The 15,222-nt window shown below is 66.0% G+C and carries 13 protein-coding genes; 2 read left to right on the top strand and 11 right to left on the bottom strand.

Going from position 1 to position 15,222, the window contains the following annotated elements:
* The coding region (locus IP69_RS09930; RefSeq protein WP_248306783.1) for a methyl-accepting chemotaxis protein at positions 1-756 on the top strand (756 nt) is incomplete at its 5' end.
* A gap of 36 nt (positions 757-792) precedes the next feature.
* Here IP69_RS09930 and gyrB read toward each other — a convergent pair.
* The 8 genes from gyrB to IP69_RS09890 all read right to left on the bottom strand — a co-directional run bounded on the left by gyrB (position 793) and on the right by IP69_RS09890 (position 12,378).
* Positions 793-3,231 (bottom strand): DNA topoisomerase (ATP-hydrolyzing) subunit B, encoded by a 2,439-nt coding sequence (gene gyrB / locus IP69_RS09925; RefSeq protein ID WP_054142657.1) that lies wholly within the window; start codon positions 3,229-3,231, stop codon positions 793-795.
* A gap of 119 nt (positions 3,232-3,350) precedes the next feature.
* Positions 3,351-5,189, bottom strand: a complete 1,839-nt coding sequence (gene recQ / locus IP69_RS09920) for a DNA helicase RecQ (RefSeq protein WP_054142671.1) — start codon at positions 5,187-5,189, stop codon at positions 3,351-3,353.
* Between the two features lie 95 nt (positions 5,190-5,284).
* A complete protein-coding gene (gene recF, locus IP69_RS09915; RefSeq protein ID WP_054142656.1) occupies positions 5,285-6,412 on the bottom strand; it encodes a DNA replication/repair protein RecF in 1,128 nt (375 codons plus the stop codon).
* Positions 6,413-6,424: 12 nt separating this feature from the next.
* Positions 6,425-7,540, bottom strand: a complete 1,116-nt coding sequence (dnaN, locus tag IP69_RS09910) for a DNA polymerase III subunit beta (RefSeq protein WP_054142670.1) — start codon at positions 7,538-7,540, stop codon at positions 6,425-6,427.
* Positions 7,541-7,723: 183 nt separating this feature from the next.
* Positions 7,724-9,151 carry a chromosomal replication initiator protein DnaA gene (gene dnaA, locus IP69_RS09905; protein ID WP_054142655.1) on the bottom strand — a complete coding sequence of 476 codons (1,428 nt, stop codon included), beginning with the start codon at positions 9,149-9,151 and terminating at the stop codon, positions 7,724-7,726.
* 888 nt (positions 9,152-10,039) lie between these two features.
* On the bottom strand, positions 10,040-10,306 hold the full coding sequence (rpsT, locus tag IP69_RS09900) for a 30S ribosomal protein S20 (RefSeq protein ID WP_054142654.1): 267 nt from the start codon (positions 10,304-10,306) through the stop codon (positions 10,040-10,042).
* A 183-nt stretch (positions 10,307-10,489) separates the two neighbouring features.
* Complete coding sequence (locus IP69_RS09895; protein WP_054142653.1) at positions 10,490-11,485, bottom strand: threo-3-hydroxy-L-aspartate ammonia-lyase; 996 nt, start codon at positions 11,483-11,485, stop codon at positions 10,490-10,492.
* Positions 11,486-11,604: 119 nt separating this feature from the next.
* Positions 11,605-12,378, bottom strand: a complete 774-nt coding sequence (locus tag IP69_RS09890) for an enoyl-CoA hydratase (RefSeq protein WP_054142652.1) — start codon at positions 12,376-12,378, stop codon at positions 11,605-11,607.
* 193 nt (positions 12,379-12,571) lie between these two features.
* On the opposite strand from IP69_RS09890, the gene IP69_RS09885 reads away from it, so the two are divergent.
* A complete protein-coding gene (locus tag IP69_RS09885; RefSeq protein WP_054142651.1) occupies positions 12,572-13,123 on the top strand; it encodes a lipocalin family protein in 552 nt (183 codons plus the stop codon).
* A gap of 11 nt (positions 13,124-13,134) precedes the next feature.
* On the opposite strand, the gene mutM is transcribed toward IP69_RS09885, so the two are convergent.
* Genes mutM through IP69_RS21810 form a run of 3 tightly spaced genes read right to left on the bottom strand, consistent with a single transcriptional unit; the run spans position 13,135 to position 15,196 of the window.
* Complete coding sequence (mutM, locus tag IP69_RS09880; RefSeq protein WP_054142650.1) at positions 13,135-14,037, bottom strand: bifunctional DNA-formamidopyrimidine glycosylase/DNA-(apurinic or apyrimidinic site) lyase; 903 nt, start codon at positions 14,035-14,037, stop codon at positions 13,135-13,137.
* Positions 14,037-14,459, bottom strand: coding sequence for a hypothetical protein (locus IP69_RS09875; protein WP_156323384.1), 423 nt, complete (start codon positions 14,457-14,459; stop codon positions 14,037-14,039). Before IP69_RS09875 ends, mutM begins: the two co-directional genes overlap by 1 nt.
* Entirely contained in the window at positions 14,456-15,196 is a 741-nt protein-coding gene (locus IP69_RS21810) for a hypothetical protein (protein ID WP_156323383.1), read from the bottom strand. The genes IP69_RS09875 and IP69_RS21810 overlap by 4 nt, the downstream gene beginning before the upstream one ends.
* Positions 15,197-15,222: the final 26 nt, after the last annotated feature.

Raw genomic sequence — 15,222 nt, 5'->3', positions numbered from 1 at the left:
GCCGACGATCTGTCGAAGCGCACCGAGGAGCAGGCGTCGAGCCTGGAAGAGACGGCCGCCACGACCGAAGAACTCGCAGCCTCCGTCAAGGCCACCGCTCAGGCCTCGCGCCAGGCGGCTTCGATCGCCACCGAGGCGATGGAATCGGCGCAGAATGGCGGGCAGATCGCCGGCCAGGCGGTCGATGCCATGGCGCGCATCGAGACGGCTTCCCAGAAGATCTCCGACATCATCCGGGTGATCGACGACATCGCCTTCCAGACCAATCTGCTGGCGCTGAACGCGGCGGTGGAAGCCGCGCGCGCCGGCGATGCCGGCAAGGGCTTCGCGGTCGTCGCCTCCGAGGTGCGCACGCTGGCGCAGCGCTCGAGCGCGGCCGCCAAGGACATCTCGGCGCTGATCTCGTCGTCGAACATGGAGGTCGGCGAGGGCGTCAAGCTCGTGCGCCAGGCCGGCGAATCGCTCAGCCAGATCCTGGGCGCCTCGCGCAAGGTCGCCGCTACCATCGCGGAGATTTCGGCGGCGTCCGGCGAACAGGCCAGCGGCATCGACGAAATGAGCCAGGCGGTCGCCCATCTCGACGAGATGACGCAGCAGAACGCGGCGCTGTCGGAACAGAGCGCGGCATCGGCCGCCTCGCTCTCCTCCCGCATCGGCCAGCTCAACGACCTCGTCGCCGCCTTCAAGACCGCGCCCGAAGGGGCGCAGGCCGCGCGAGCCTACCCGCAGCACGGCACGCAGCGCCGCGCGGCATGATCCGACGTTTCCTCGAACCTGACGCCTTCGGCGGCGTCAGGTATCGACGGTGGCGTTCAGCGCGTTGGTCTGGATAAATTCGCGACGCGGCTCGACCACGTCGCCCATCAGCTTGACGAAGAGATCGTCGGCCTCGTCGTTCTGGTCGTTCTTCACCCGCAGGAGTGAGCGCACGTCGCGGTCGAGCGTGGTCTCCCAGAGCTGGTCGGGATTCATCTCGCCGAGACCTTTGTAGCGCTGCAGCGAGACGCCCTTCTTGCCGATGGCGGTGACGGCGTCGAACAGGTCGGTCGGGCCATTGACGGCATGATCGTCGCCCTTGCGGCTGAGCACGCCGGGCTTGGAATAGGCCTCCTGCAGCGAGACCGCCGCCGCATCGAGCTTGCGGGCCTCGGCGCTGGCGAGCAGGCCGACATCGATGGCCGCGACCTGCTTCACGCCGCGCACCATGCGCGAGAACAGGAAGCCGCCCTCGCTCGCCTTGCCTTCCCAGCCACGCTCGAGCTCATCCGAGATCGCGTCGAGGCGGGCCGCGACCTTGGCCGCGGCTTCGTTGGCCTGCGCCTCGTTCTCCTCGGAGACGGGATGCAGCGCGCCCGCGATCGCCATCTGCTCGACGACGCGCCGGTCATAGCGCGAATGAAGCTGGCCGAGCGTGAAACGGATGCCGCGCGCTTCCTCGATCAGGGCGCGCAGATCCGCGCCGCCGCGCTCGATGACGCTGCGTGAATCGCCCGCACTGGTCTTGAAGACGGCGCCATCCAGCGCGGTTTCGACCAGGTAATCCTCCAGCGCGCGCTCATCCTTGAGATAGACATGGCTCTTGCCGCGTGCCGCCTTGTAAAGCGGCGGCTGGGCGATGAAGAGATGGCCGCGCTCGATCACCTCCGGCATCTGGCGGTAGAAGAAGGTCAGCAGCAGGGTACGGATATGAGAGCCGTCCACGTCCGCGTCGGTCATGATGATGATCTTGTGGTAGCGCAGCTTCTCGATGTTGAACTCCTCGCGGCCGATGCCGGCGCCAAGCGCCGTGATCAGCGTGCCGACCTGGTCGGAGGAGAGCATCTTGTCGAAACGCGCACGCTCGACGTTGAGAATCTTGCCGCGCAGCGGCAGCACGGCCTGGTATTCGCGGGCGCGGCCCTGCTTGGCGGAGCCGCCGGCCGAGTCACCCTCGACGATGAAGAGTTCCGACTTGGCCGGATCTCTTTCCTGGCAGTCGGCCAGTTTCCCGGGAAGCGAAGCGATATCGAGCGCGCCCTTGCGGCGGGTGAGATCGCGCGCCTTGCGGGCGGCTTCACGGGCGGCGGCGGCTTCCGCGACCTTGCCGACGATGATCTTGGCCTCGCCGGGATGCTCCTCGAGCCAGGTCGAGAGCGCCTGGTTGACGACGTTCTCGACGACGGGACGGACCTCGGAGGAGACCAGCTTGTCCTTGGTCTGCGAGGAGAATTTCGGGTCAGGCACCTTGACCGAGACGATCGCGGTCAGGCCCTCGCGGCAATCGTCACCGGTGAGCGAGACCTTCTCCTTCTTCGAGATGCCGGAGCTCTCGGCATAGCCCGTGACCTGGCGTGTCAGCGCCGCGCGGAAGCCCGCGAGATGGGTGCCGCCATCGCGCTGGGGGATGTTGTTGGTGAAGCAGAGCACGTTCTCGTGGTAGGAATCGTTCCACCAGAGCGCGACATCGACGGTGATGCCGTCCTTCTCGTTGGAGAGCATGATCGGCTGGCTGATCACCGGCGTCTTGGCGCGGTCGAGATAGCGCACGAAAGCCTCGACGCCGCCCTCATACATCAGCTCCTCGCGCACCACCTCGGCCCGGCGCGCGTCGGTCAGCACGATGCGGACGCCGGAGTTGAGGAAGGCGAGTTCGCGCAGGCGATGTTCGAGCGTCTTGTAGTCGAACTCGATCATCGTGAAGGTTTCTTGGCTCGGCGTGAACGTCACCTCCGTGCCGCGCTTGTCGCCGGCCGGGCCCACGACGGCGAGCGGGGCGACCGCGTCGCCATGGCGGAACTCCATGAAATGCTCGTTGCCGCCGCGCCAGATGCGCAGCTTCAGCGAGACCGAGAGCGCGTTCACCACCGAGACGCCGACGCCATGGAGGCCGCCGGAGACCTTGTAGGAGTTCTGGTCGAACTTACCGCCGGCATGGAGCTGGGTCATGATGACCTCGGCCGCCGAGATGCCCTCTTCGGTGTGGATATTTGTGGGGATACCGCGACCATTGTCGGTGACGGTGACGGAGCCCTCGGCATTCAGCGTCACCGTGACGAGGTCGGCATGGCCGGCGAGTGCCTCGTCAATGGCGTTGTCGACGACCTCATAGACCATGTGATGCAGGCCGGAGCCGTCGTCGGTGTCGCCGATATACATGCCGGGGCGCTTGCGCACCGCATCCAGGCCTTTGAGAACCTTGATGGAATCAGCGCCGTAGGCGGCGTCTTCCAGGTCGCGGGCAGCGTCGTTCATGTCGTGGTCCTTGAGCGGGCGCGCAGGCACCCGTGATCGTCTTGATTCGTATCACGAATATAGCTGCCCACTGCGGCTTTTTCACGCGTGTACGCGTGCGTGCGCGAGAGACCGCCAGATCAGCCCGAAAATCCTGCGATCGCCTCCAGGAAGGCCTCGCCATATTGCGTCAGCTTGCGCTCGCCGACGCCTTCGATGGCCCGCATCTGCTCCAGCCCTGCCGGCCGCTCGCGGGCCATGGCGATCAGCGTGCGGTCCGTGAAGATGATGTAGGCGGCGACGCCCTCCTCGCGGGCCAGCGACAGGCGCAACTGGCGCAGATGCTCGAAGAGCCCCGCCGTGCCCTCGTCGAGCCCGTCGGCGCGGGCCGCCTCGCGCCCGGCGCGGCGGGTGCGGCGGTCGGCATGAGGGTCGGCCCGCAGCGCGATGGTCTCGCGACCGAACAGGATGTCCTCGCCCTTCCCCGTCAGGCAGAAGCCGCCATGCTCGACGCTGGCTTCGGCCAGCGCACCCGAGGCGAAGAGCTTGCGGGTCAGGGCCGTCCAGGCGCTCTTGGGTTTGTCCTGGCCGACGCCGAAGGTTTTCAGGCCGTCATGGTTCTGACGGCGGACGGCTTCCGTCGCGGTGCCGGTGAGAATGTCGGCGAGATGGGCGGCACCGAAGCGCTGGCCCGAGCGCGCGACCGCCGAGAGCAGCTTGCGCGCGTCGAGCGTGGCATCCGCCAGTTCTGGCGCGTCAGCGCCGCAGAGATCGCAGCGAATGGGCGCGTTGCCATGCCGGCAACTTGGCGTTTCCTCGCCGAAATAGGACAAAAGCGCGCTGCGGCGGCAGAGCGCGGATTCGCAAAGATCGATCATGGCGTTGAGGCGCTTGTGCTCGATGCGGCGGCGCTCGTCGTCGATCGCTTTCTCGTCGATCTGGCGGCGGCGGAGCGACATGTCGTCGATGCCGTAGAGCGTCAGCGTATCGGCGTTCAGCCCGTCGCGGCCGGCGCGGCCGATTTCCTGGTAGTAGCTCTCGATCGAGCCCGGCATGTCGGCATGGACGACGAATCGGACATCGGGCTTGTTGATGCCCATGCCGAAGGCGATCGTCGCGCAGACGACGACGCCGTCCTCCTGCAGGAAGATATCCTGGTTGCGGTTGCGGACGCTCTGGTCGAGCCCGGCATGATAGGCCAGCGCGTTCCAGCCCTTCTCGCGCAAGCCCTCTGCCAGTTTCTCGGTGCGGTTGCGCGAGGAGCAGTAGACGATTCCCGAGCCGCCGCGATGGCTGCGCAGGAATTCGTCGATCTGGCGGCGGGGCTGGTCCTTGGGTGCGAAGGTGAGCTTCAGGTTCGGCCGGTCGAAGGAGTGCACCACCAGATGCGGCGGCTTGGGGAAAAGCTGCTGAGCGATGTCCTCGCGCGTCTGGCGGTCGGCGGTGGCGGTCAGGGCCGTCACCGGCACACCGCCGAGCGCCTCGCGCGTCTTGGCGAGCAGGCGGTATTCGGGGCGGAAATCATGGCCCCATTGCGAGACGCAATGCGCCTCGTCGATGGCCAGCCGCGTCACGCCGAGACGGCGCAGGCGGCCGACCAGGCCCTCGCCAGCGAGGCGTTCAGGCGAGACGAAAAGCAGGCGCAAATCGCCTGAATTCAGCTTGTCCCAGGCCTCGGCGGCCTCGCTTTCGCTGTTCATCGAATTCAGCGAGGCGGCTGCGACGCCGGCCCGGGTCAACTGCCCGACCTGGTCGCGCATCAGCGCGATGAGCGGTGACACCACGAGCGTCAGTCCACCCGCGACCAGCGCCGGAAGCTGGTAGCACATTGACTTGCCCGAGCCCGTTGGCATCACCGCGAAGACGTCCTGGCCGGCCAGCGCGGCTTCGATCACCTCCCATTGCCCGGGGCGGAAATCATCATAGCCGAAGACGGATTTGAGGATCGCGCGGGCGTCTGATTCGAAGGGCTGCGGCATGGCGCAGGGTGTGCCCGAGGCGGCGGCGGAATGCCAGTCCCGCAGGGGAACCATGGCGGCGGTACACGCCGATCGGGGCGCCCGGCGGGCGACGCTCAGTCCACAGCGGCGACCTGTCCCGACGTGACCGAGAGCCGCTGGGCGCCGCTCGGCAGATCACCGAACAGCGCCGGGTCGGCCCCGGTCATCCAGACCTGGCAGCCCAGCGCCGTCAGCGCCTCATAGAGCGCTGCCCGCCGACGCGGATCGAGATGGGCGGCGATCTCGTCCAGCAGGACAAGCGGGCTCAGGCCGCTCATCGTGGCGACCAGCCGGGCATGGGCCAGCACCAGCCCGATCAGCAGTGCCTTCTGCTCCCCGGTCGACCCCTGGCCCGCGGCGATGCCCTTGGGGCCGTGGCGGACTTCGAGATCGGACGCCTGCGAACCGGTCAGCGTGCGCCCGGCGGCGCGATCGCGGGCGCGACCCTGGCGCAGCAGCGCGCGATAGGCGTCCTCGGCATCGAGCGCGGCATGGCGCGCGACCAGAAGGTCGATCTCGCCCGAGAGTGCGATGCCGGCATGGGGAAAGGGCGAGGCGTCGTCGCGTGTCTCGGTGATGATCGCTGAGAGGCGCGCCACCGTCTCGGCCCGCGCAGCCGCAACCGCGACACCCAATTCGGCGATCTCGCGCTCGATGGCGTCGAGCCATTGGGTCTGGTTGGGGCTTTCTTCCAGGATGCGGTTGCGCGAGCGCAGGGCTTTTTCAAGCGCGTTGGACCGCGTGCCATGCACCGGGTCGACGGCGAGAACCAAACGATCGAGAAAGCGCCGCCGGTCGCCGGCCGCGCCACGGAACAGGCCGTCGAGATCGGGCGTCAGCCAGACGACGCGCAGATGTTCACTGAAGGCGAGCGCCGAGCCGGCTGGTGCACCATCGATCCGAGCGAGCCGTGAGCGCTTGCCCTCCATGTCCGCAGGGCCCAGGCCGACGCCGAGGCGGGCTCCGTCTTCGCCGAGCGCGATCGAGACCGCGAAGGCGCCGTCACCATCCTGCCGCGCCATATCCGCCAGATCGGCACGGCGCAGGCCGCGGCCGGGTGAAAACAACGACAGCGCTTCGAGGATATTGGTCTTGCCCGCGCCGTTCTCGCCGACAAGCGCAACGATTTGGCCCCCGATCGCCAGATCGAGGGCCTGATAGGAGCGGAAATCCTGAAGGATCAGGCGCGCGACGGCGGCCACGGCAGGAGGCGATCAGACCCGCATCGGCATCAGCACATAGAGCGCCGAGGCACCCTCGCGATCCTGGATCACCGTCGGCGAACCTGGGTCGGCGAGCTTGAGCAGCGCCGTGTCGCCATCGAGCTGGGCGGCGATATCCATCAGATAGCGGGCGTTGAAGCCGATATCGAGCGGGGACGAATCGTAATCCACCTCGATCTCTTCCGTGGCCGAGCCGGAATCGGGGTTGGTGACCGACAGCGTCATCCGGCCATCAGCCATGGACAGCTTCACGGCGCGGCCGCGCTCCGACGAAATCGTCGAGACACGGTCGACGGAGGCCGCAAAATCACCCCGGTCGACGGTCAGGCGCTTGTCGTTACCGCTCGGAATGACGCGCTGATAATCGGGGAAGGTGCCGTCGATCAGCTTCGAGGTCAAAACCACATCGGCGGTTGCGACGCGGATCTTGGTGGCGGAGAGCTTAATGACGACCTCGCTCTCGCCATCCTCCAGCAGCTTCTGGATTTCAGACACGGCCTTGCGGGGCACGATGACGCCGGGCATGCCGACGGAGCCCACAGGAGCGGCGGTGTCGACGCGGGCCAGGCGATGGCCATCAGTCGCGACCGCGCGCAGGACGGGGCGACCGTCGACATCAATGGTGTGCAGATAGATGCCGTTGAGGTAGTAGCGCGTCTCCTCGGTCGAGATCGCGAACTGGGTCTTGTCGATCAGGCGCTTGAACTCGCCCGAGGGCAGCTTGAAGCTGTGGGCCATCTCGCCGGCGGTGATGTCGGGGAAATCGCTCTCCGGAAGAGTCTGGAGCTGGAAGCGCGAACGGCCCGAGCGCAGCACGAGGCCGGTATCGCCGGTCGTCTCGAGCGAGACCTGCGCGCCATCGGGCAGTTTGCGCACGATGTCGTAGAGCGTATGAGCGGGAACCGTCGTTGCCCCGGGCTCAGCAACGTCGGCTGCGACCGTTTCGACGACCTCGATGTCGAGATCGGTGGCCTTCAGCTTCAGCCCGGCCTCGGTGCCGCTCAGCAGCAGATTCGACAGGATCGGGATCGTGTTGCGGCGCTCCACCACGCGATGGACGTGGCCCAGCGACTTCAGCAGGGTCGAGCGTTCGACAGTGACCTTCATCTTCAAGTCTTCTGGCGTCTCTGCGCCCGCGGCGAATGCGCGGGCCTCATGAATGGCCGCCGACATTGCCGGAGGCCAGCGCGGGGCGCAAGGGCAGGCGAGGCTGCAACCACAGCGAAATCCCGCATTGCGAAAGGCGCCCCGCCAAAGGGGGCGCCTTTCCTGGCGATCAGGTTCGAGAATTCACTCCTGCAGCATGCGCTTGAGGAGATCGACCTCATCATGCAGCGAGCGATCCTCGGTGATCGCCTTCTCGATCTTGCGCACGGCATGCAGCACCGTGGTGTGGTCGCGCCCGCCGAAGCGGCGGCCGATCTCGGGCAGGGAGCGCGGCGTCAGCGCCTTGGCGAGATACATTGCGATCTGGCGCGGCTTGACCACGGCCGCCGTGCGGCGCTCCGAGAGGATGTCGGCCCGGCTGACATTGTAGCGGGTCGCGACCAGCTTCTGGATGTCCTCGATCTTGACGCGGCGCGGCTCGCGGGTGCGCACCAGATCGCGGATCGCGGCTTCGGCCGTCTCCAGCGAGACGGGCTGCCCCGACAGCGTCGCATGCGCCAGCAGTCGGTTGGCGGCGCCGTCGAGATCGCGGCCGTTGGTGGCGACGACGCGGGCGACATAGGTGATGACGTCGGGGTTGACCTGAAAATTCGGATGGGCCGCCTGCAGCGTCTCCAGCCGGTTGCCGAGGATCGTCGCGCGCAGCGCCTCGTCGAGATCGCCGACCTCGACCACGAGCCCGCCGCCGAGCCGCGAGCGGATGCGCTCGTCGAGCGCCTCGAGATCATTGGCCATGCGGTCGCCGGCGACAACGATCTGCTTGCCCGCATCGATCAGCGCGTTGATCGTGTGGCCGAACTCCGCCTGGATCGACTTGCCCTGGATGAACTGGACGTCGTCGACGACGAGCAGATCGATGCCGCGCAGCTTCTCCTTGAAGGCGAGCGCCGTCTGCGACTTCAGCGCCGCGACGAAACCGTACATGAAGCGGTCGGCGGTGAAATAGGCCACGCGCTTGCCCTGGCTGCGCGCCTCTTGGGCGATCGCCTGGAGCAGATGCGTTTTGCCCAGGCCGACACCGGCATGGATGTAGAGCGGGTTGTAGGGCGCCGTGCCGGCGGGGGCCGCAGCAATGCGCTCGGCGGCGGCGAAGGCAAGCTGGTTCGACTTGCCGACGATGAAGGCCTGGAAGTTCATCCGCCGGTCGAGCAGCGTGCCGCAGGCATCGACGAGATCGCGTTCGCCGAGCTCGACGACGGGGACGCCGATCGGGGCGGGCCTTGGTTCAACCGGAGCTGCTTTATCCGACCGCCCCCGCAGCGGCACGATCTCGGCCGGAGGCTGCCCGATATCGCGAGAAACCTGGCGGACGGACAGCATGACGCCGTTGAGTCCGGGCAACTCGGCCATGCAGTTGACCCGCAGACGCTCGGCATAATGCGCTTCGAGCCAGCTTTTGAGGAAGCGCGTCGGCACAGTGAGATAGGCGACGCCGTCAACGATGCCGCCGAGTTCGACGCGTGCGAACCAACTCGAGAACACGTCCTCACCGAGCTCCGCCCGCAGGCGCCGCCGGACGCGGTCCCAGGCTTCGGCTGGCGTGGCCTGCATCGCGACCGGGTCGTCTCCAGGCGATTGAGCCGGATCCACCAAAGCTACCACCACTGACGCTGACACAACCTCCACTGCTTCGCCCATCTGCCGTTGTTCGAACATCATCTGCCCCGTTCATCAAAAATTCGCGCGCCTGGTCGCGGCGTCCACGCAGGGTGGCCACCGGACCGGTGCTGTTATGCCCGGTCAAAGAACCAGGGTTCGCGCGGACGTCACCGCCCGCCGGCTCCCCGGTCTGCTCTGATCGATTACGCTGGAAAGGCTCGTCTCAGGACAAAGCCGCACTTCATCTCAGCTAGAAAAAGACAAAGAGCTGCATCCTCCAACCTCCAAGGTCGCGAGCCAAAAACGATAATCTTTTGGAAAGGCCGGTCGGCCATCGCTGTCCAACCGGCGTTGAAAAGACCTTACAGGTGGCGCTCGACGGGCTGCAATATGCACCCTCTCCGCTACCCGAGAGTCACCCCCCCGCAGGGGCTTCGCGACCACCGGCAGCCGGCTCGCAATTGGTTGGGGAAGTTAAGATATTCTTCATCTACCCAGCCCGGTGGCGTGCCCGAATCTTTTTTTTCGAGTCGCCCGTCATGGCGTCCGGGAGTCGCCACGATTCGTGGAGCGGAAATCCTTTGCCCGCTAAACTCATGAAAAATAAGCGCTTTCGCTGCGCGGTCCCGCCCTGTTTGAGAGGGGTTTCGCAGCCCTGAAACCCGACCTGGAGTCAAGCGGGCAAAGCTACGGAAACGTTGCGGAATCGCGTCGGAACGCAAGCGTTTTTCGTTGCAAGAGGACTGTGGCGGAACGGCAACGAGCCGGCTCGAAGACAACAAAAAAGCCCGGCGCGAAGCCGGGCTTTTTTCAAAGAGAATGCTGCCGCGCAAGCTGCGTTCAGGAGGCGAGCGCGCCAATCCGATGTGCCAAGCGCGAGACCTTCCGCGAGGCGGTGTTCTTATGCACGATGCCCTTCTGGGCAGCGCGCATGATCTCAGGCTGGGCAGCCTTCAAGGCGTCGGAAGCCGCGCCCTTGTCACCGGAGGCGATGGCCTCCTCGACCTTGCGCAGGAAGGTGCGCATCCGCGAACGGCGCGCCTTGTTGACCTCGGTGCGGCGCTCGATCTTGCGCGTCGCCTTTTTGGCCGACGTCGTATTGGCCATCGGATACGTCCTCGTCTTCTGCATCGCTGTCGGGCGCCTGGCAATTGCCTGGCGGGACACGACCGCTACCGTGATGGAAATACTGGAGCAACGACCCATGCTTTCGCGGGCCATCGCGAGTGGGTGGCGTATAGTCTCAAGCTTGCCCGGCGTCAACGCGCAATTGCTGTGGAGCCTGCGATTTCAGCCAATGGGGGCGAGGAAGCGGGCGAAGCTGCCCAGATCGACATTGCCGCCGCTGATGATGACGCCGACGCGCTTGCCTTCGACGGGCACCGCGCCCGTGAAGGCCGCGGCGGCGGCGAGGCAGCCGGTGGGCTCCACGACAAGCTTCATCCGTTCGGCGAAGAAGCGCATGGCATCGACCAGGGCCTCGTCGCTGACGGTGACGATGTCCTCGACCAGGGCCTGGATGATGGGGAAGGTATAATCGCCGAGGAAGGACGTCTGGGCGCCGTCCGCGATGGTCTTGGGCACGGCGATCTTAACGATCTTGCCCGAGCGCAGCGATTGCTGACCGTCATTGCCCGCCTCCGGCTCGACGCCGAAGACGCGGCAGGTCGGGTTCAGCGCCTTAGCGGCGAGCGCGCAGCCGGCGAGCAGGCCACCGCCGCCGAGGCAGACCAGCAGGATGTCGAGCGGGCCCGCATCCTCGATCAGCTCCTTGGCGGCCGTCCCCTGCCCGGCGATGACGTCGGGATAATCATAAGGCGGGATCAGGGACAGGCCGCGCGACTGGGCGAGTTCGGCGCCGATGGCGAGGCGGTCCTGGGTGTAGCGGTCATAGGTGATGATCTCGGCGCCGTAGCCGCGGGTCGCGGCGACCTTGGCTGCGGGGGCGTCGAGCGGCATGATGATGGTGGTGGGCACGCCGAGCAGCCGGCCGGCATAGGCGATGGCCTGGGCGTGGTTGCCCGAGGAAAAGGTGACGACGCCGGCCTTCTTCTGATCCGGGGACAAAGCCGCGATGGCATTGTAGCCACCGCGGAACTTGAAGGCGCCCATGCGCTGCAGGTTCTCGGGCTTGAAGACGAGATTGGCGCTCGTGCGCTCATTGGCGGTGCGCGAGGTCAGGGCCGGCGTGTGATGGGCGACGCCCTGAAGGCGGCCGGCGGCCGTCTCGACATCGGCATAGGTCGGAAGCGTGAGGCCGGCTGGGGTCTGCTGGGCGGCGGTCATGGGAGATCCTGTGTCGGGGCTTGGCGCCATCCTGCGGCCGGGGCGCGGCCGGCTCCAATCAAACTCTGTGACGTCAACCATGTCCGGCACAGGCCCGGCATGGGCTCGGTCGGCGCGTTTCAGCGGTTCTTGAAATCGGGTTTCCGCTTCTCGGAGAAGGCGGCCATGCCCTCCTTCTGGTCCTGCGTGGCGAAGAGCGAGGAGAACAGCCGGCGTTCGAAGCGCACGCCCTCGGCCAGCGTGACCTCGAAGGCGCGGTTGACGCTCTCCTTGACCATCAGGGCCGAGGGCAGTGATTTGGCGGCGATGGCGTCGGCCGCCTTCATGACCTCGGTCATCAGATCGGCCAGCGGGACGATGCGGGCCACCAGCCCGGCGCGCTCGGCCTCATTGACGTCCATCATGCGGCCGGTGAGGCACAGATCCATGGCCTTGGCCTTGCCGATCGCGCGCGTCAGGCGCTGAGTGCCACCGGCGCCGGGGATGACGCCGAGATTGATCTCGGGCTGGCCGAATTTGGCATTGTCGGCGGCGATGATGAAGTCGCACATCATGGCAAGCTCGCAGCCGCCACCGAGCGCGAAGCCCGCCACGCCCGCGATGATCGGCTTGCGGCGCTGACCGATGCGGTCCCAATCGGCGAATTTGTCGTCGAGATAGGTCTCGGGGTAGGTCCGCCCCTGCATCTCCTTGATGTCGGCGCCGGCCGCGAAAGCCTTCTCCGAGCCGGTCAGGACGATGCAGCCGATGGCGGGGTCTTTTTCGAAACCGTCGAGCGCCGTGTTGATCTCGGCGATGAGCTGGCCGTTGAGCGCGTTCAGCGCCTGCGGGCGGTTCAGCGTGACGACGCCGACCTTGCCCTTCGTCTCGACGAGAATGGTCTCATAAGCCATGGCAGCCTCCGCGATGAACTGTTCGCGTCGAGCTTTAGCGGGGCGGGATGCGGTGGTCCATGCGCGCCTGCGCAAGACGGGCTGTGCCGCGATGACGGGTTCAGCGCACCTCGAGGGATCCGCAGGCGGGGCTTGCGCGTAGTTGGCCAGGAGTTCAGCGCGAACCCCGTTGGCTGACCGTGGAGAGTTCAGCATGAAACCGATCATCGCTGCCTTGTTGGCCGGACTTTTCCTGGCCGGTTGCGCCGGTGCAAACCTGCAGGGCTCGGCCGCGCCCCAGCCCGCCAAGACGGTCGATCCGGCCCGGCTTTATACCGGGCTCTGGCATGAATTCGCCCGCCGCCCCATGGCGATCACCGATGGCTGCGTCGCCGGTGCGACGCAGTACACGCGCGGCGAGGGCGGCGCGATCACGGTGCTCGATTCCTGCCGGATGGGAACGCCTTCGGGCGAGCTCAAGACGATCGGCGGGCCGGGCGAAATCCTCGACCCTGGGACCCATGCGAAGCTGCGCGTGACCTACACGATCTTCGGCGTCGTGCCGGTGGTGCGCGACTACTGGATCCTCGACCGCGCCAGCGACTACAGCTGGTTCATCTCGGCCGACCCGACCTTCAAGGATCTCTACATCTTTGTGCGCGATCCGAGGATGAGCCCCGCGCTGCGCCGCCAGCTCGTGCAGCGCGCCGCCGCGCTCGGCTACGACGTCTCGAAGCTCGAATATCCGGAGTTGCCGAGGCGCTGACAGGCGGCGCGTCAGCCGTGTTTCCCCAGGCGCGGCTGGCAGGTCTCGCAATAGAAGGTCGAGCGGCCCGACTGCACCAGCCGCTGGACCAGAGACGTGCAACCCGGCGCCGTGCAGGGCTGCCCCTCCCGGTCATAGACCTTGAAGCGGTGCTGGAAATAGCCGAGCGAGCCGTCGGCATGGGCGAAGTCGCGCAGCGTCGAGCCGCCCGACAGGATCGCTTCCTCCAGCACCTGCCGGATGATCTGCGCCAGCGCATGAGCGGCAGGTCTTGGCCGACCCGTCGGCGTCGCGATCGTGCCCGCAGGGGCTTCCGGATGGAGGCCGGCGCGAAACAGCGCCTCGCAGACATAGATGTTGCCCAGGCCCGCCACGAGGCGCTGGTCGAGCAGGGCGGCCTTCAGCGGCGCGAATTTGCCGGCGAAGAGCCTGGCCAGCGTCTCGCCGGAGAGTTCGTTGCCGAGCGGTTCGATCCCCATCGCGGCGAAATGCTTCGAGGTCGCCAGATCGACGCGTGCGACGAGGTCCATGAAGCCGAAGCGGCGGACGTCATTATAGGTGATGCGGGCGCCCGAACCCATGTGGAAGACGACATGGTCGTGGGCGAGGTGCCGGCCGATCTCGTTGTAATAGGCACCGGGTTCGACGACTGGAGTGCCGGGCGCCTCGACGATGAAGCGCCCGCTCATCCCCAGATGCATGATCAGCGCCTGGCCGTCGTCGAGATCGGCGATGAGGTATTTCGCACGCCGCGACAGCGCTTCGACCCGCCGGCCGGTGAGGCGCGCTTTGAAGCGATCGGGCAGCGGAAAGCGCAGATCGGGCCGGTTCTGGTCGATCCGGGCGAAGCGCTCGCCCAGCATGGCGGGCTCCAGCCCGCGCCGGACGGTTTCGACCTCGGGAAGCTCGGGCATCAGACGGTCAAGGGCCTAAAGCCCGCCGCTCGCCTGACAGGGAGTTCAAAAAGCGCCCGCGGAGCCGCTGAGCGCACGAACGATTCCATTTCCGGCCAGCGCCAGATCAACGTCGAAGCCCACTCATTCATTGGCATTTTCTGGAAACCTGAAGCGAAAACGAAGCCTTTTAAGCCCGCCCGCAGCCATGCAGCTCTGTTGGCCTGGTTCCGCCGAATCTGGGCATCGTTCGTCACAACAACCCAGTCGGCTGGCCGGTCCAAGCTGAGCCGTTCAATCCACTCGCCGTCAGTCGAACTATGCTGCAGACCATAGTCGGTCATATCGCGAATATGGCGAGCCGAACCGCCATAAGAGCGAATGTAGGCATTGAGGACGTCGGCCAGCACAGGTGACGTGCAGTTGTCGAAGAAAACTCTCACGAAGAAAGGCCGAGTTCAAAATCGACAGCCCTACGCACGGCTTCAGGCGTTACGCGATAGATTTCGGCTGCTTTCGCCACCGAACCTTCGGCCGACGCCGCAGCACTGAGCACCGAAGTCGGAACACCGAAGCTATCGACAATGGGCTGGCCAAACTGCCGTTTCGGATCGAGCACGATATCTTGCGAGCGCCCTCTCGGCCACCAGCGCACCGCAATATCAGTCTCGAAATCGATGCCCTTCAAGCTGGGTTCGATCACGTTTCGCATGACATATTGGCCGCGCTTGAAAAGATCGACTAGCGGCCGATCCTCTTCAGTGTCGGTCAATGCTTCAAGAAGCAAGGTGCGCCCATCTGTCTTGAACCGCGATGTGGCGAACGGATGATCGTTCTCGATCAGATCCTTGGCCAAAACGAGCGCGTGTCGAACCTTTTGCGGGCTCAGACCAGCCGCAATGAAGGCCGCAGTCATGCGACTTTGGATAAGGTCTAGAAAGCCAAGGTACAATCCGCCATCGATCGGCTCGATTTGGCGGGTCCACAGCGGCGGGTATGTTCGGTTCCCGGAGCCGTGACCTTTTAGCCAGCGCGTCAGTTTGGCGGCCGGAACCTTGATGAGACGAGCGGCGTCGGCAGGGGAATAGAGCCCTAACCCGACAAGGGACGTCTCATGCTTGCCCACTTCGTCATCCTCAATCTCACTGATGTTTGAATCATGCGCGGGCCGGTGCGTCAACGCCGATCGCCATCAATGATGGCGCG

The sequence above is a fragment of the Allobosea sp. AAP35 genome (genome assembly GCF_001295925.1).
Classification (GTDB): Bacteria; Pseudomonadota; Alphaproteobacteria; order Rhizobiales; family Beijerinckiaceae; genus Allobosea.
This window is presented reverse-complemented; position numbering and strand designations above follow the sequence as displayed.

Coding starts and splice junctions, on each gene's coding strand:
- gyrB (WP_054142657.1), bottom strand. CDS start 3,231: ATGAACGACGCTGCCCGCGACCTGGAAGACGCCGCCTACGGCGCTGAT.
- recQ (WP_054142671.1), bottom strand. CDS start 5,189: ATGCCGCAGCCCTTCGAATCAGACGCCCGCGCGATCCTCAAATCCGTC.
- dnaN (WP_054142670.1), bottom strand. CDS start 7,540: ATGAAGGTCACTGTCGAACGCTCGACCCTGCTGAAGTCGCTGGGCCAC.
- dnaA (WP_054142655.1), bottom strand. CDS start 9,151: ATGCAGGCCACGCCAGCCGAAGCCTGGGACCGCGTCCGGCGGCGCCTG.
- rpsT (WP_054142654.1), bottom strand. CDS start 10,306: ATGGCCAATACGACGTCGGCCAAAAAGGCGACGCGCAAGATCGAGCGC.
- IP69_RS09895 (WP_054142653.1), bottom strand. CDS start 11,485: ATGACCGCCGCCCAGCAGACCCCAGCCGGCCTCACGCTTCCGACCTAT.
- IP69_RS09890 (WP_054142652.1), bottom strand. CDS start 12,378: ATGGCTTATGAGACCATTCTCGTCGAGACGAAGGGCAAGGTCGGCGTC.
- IP69_RS09885 (WP_054142651.1), top strand. CDS start 12,572: ATGAAACCGATCATCGCTGCCTTGTTGGCCGGACTTTTCCTGGCCGGT.
- mutM (WP_054142650.1), bottom strand. CDS start 14,037: ATGCCCGAGCTTCCCGAGGTCGAAACCGTCCGGCGCGGGCTGGAGCCC.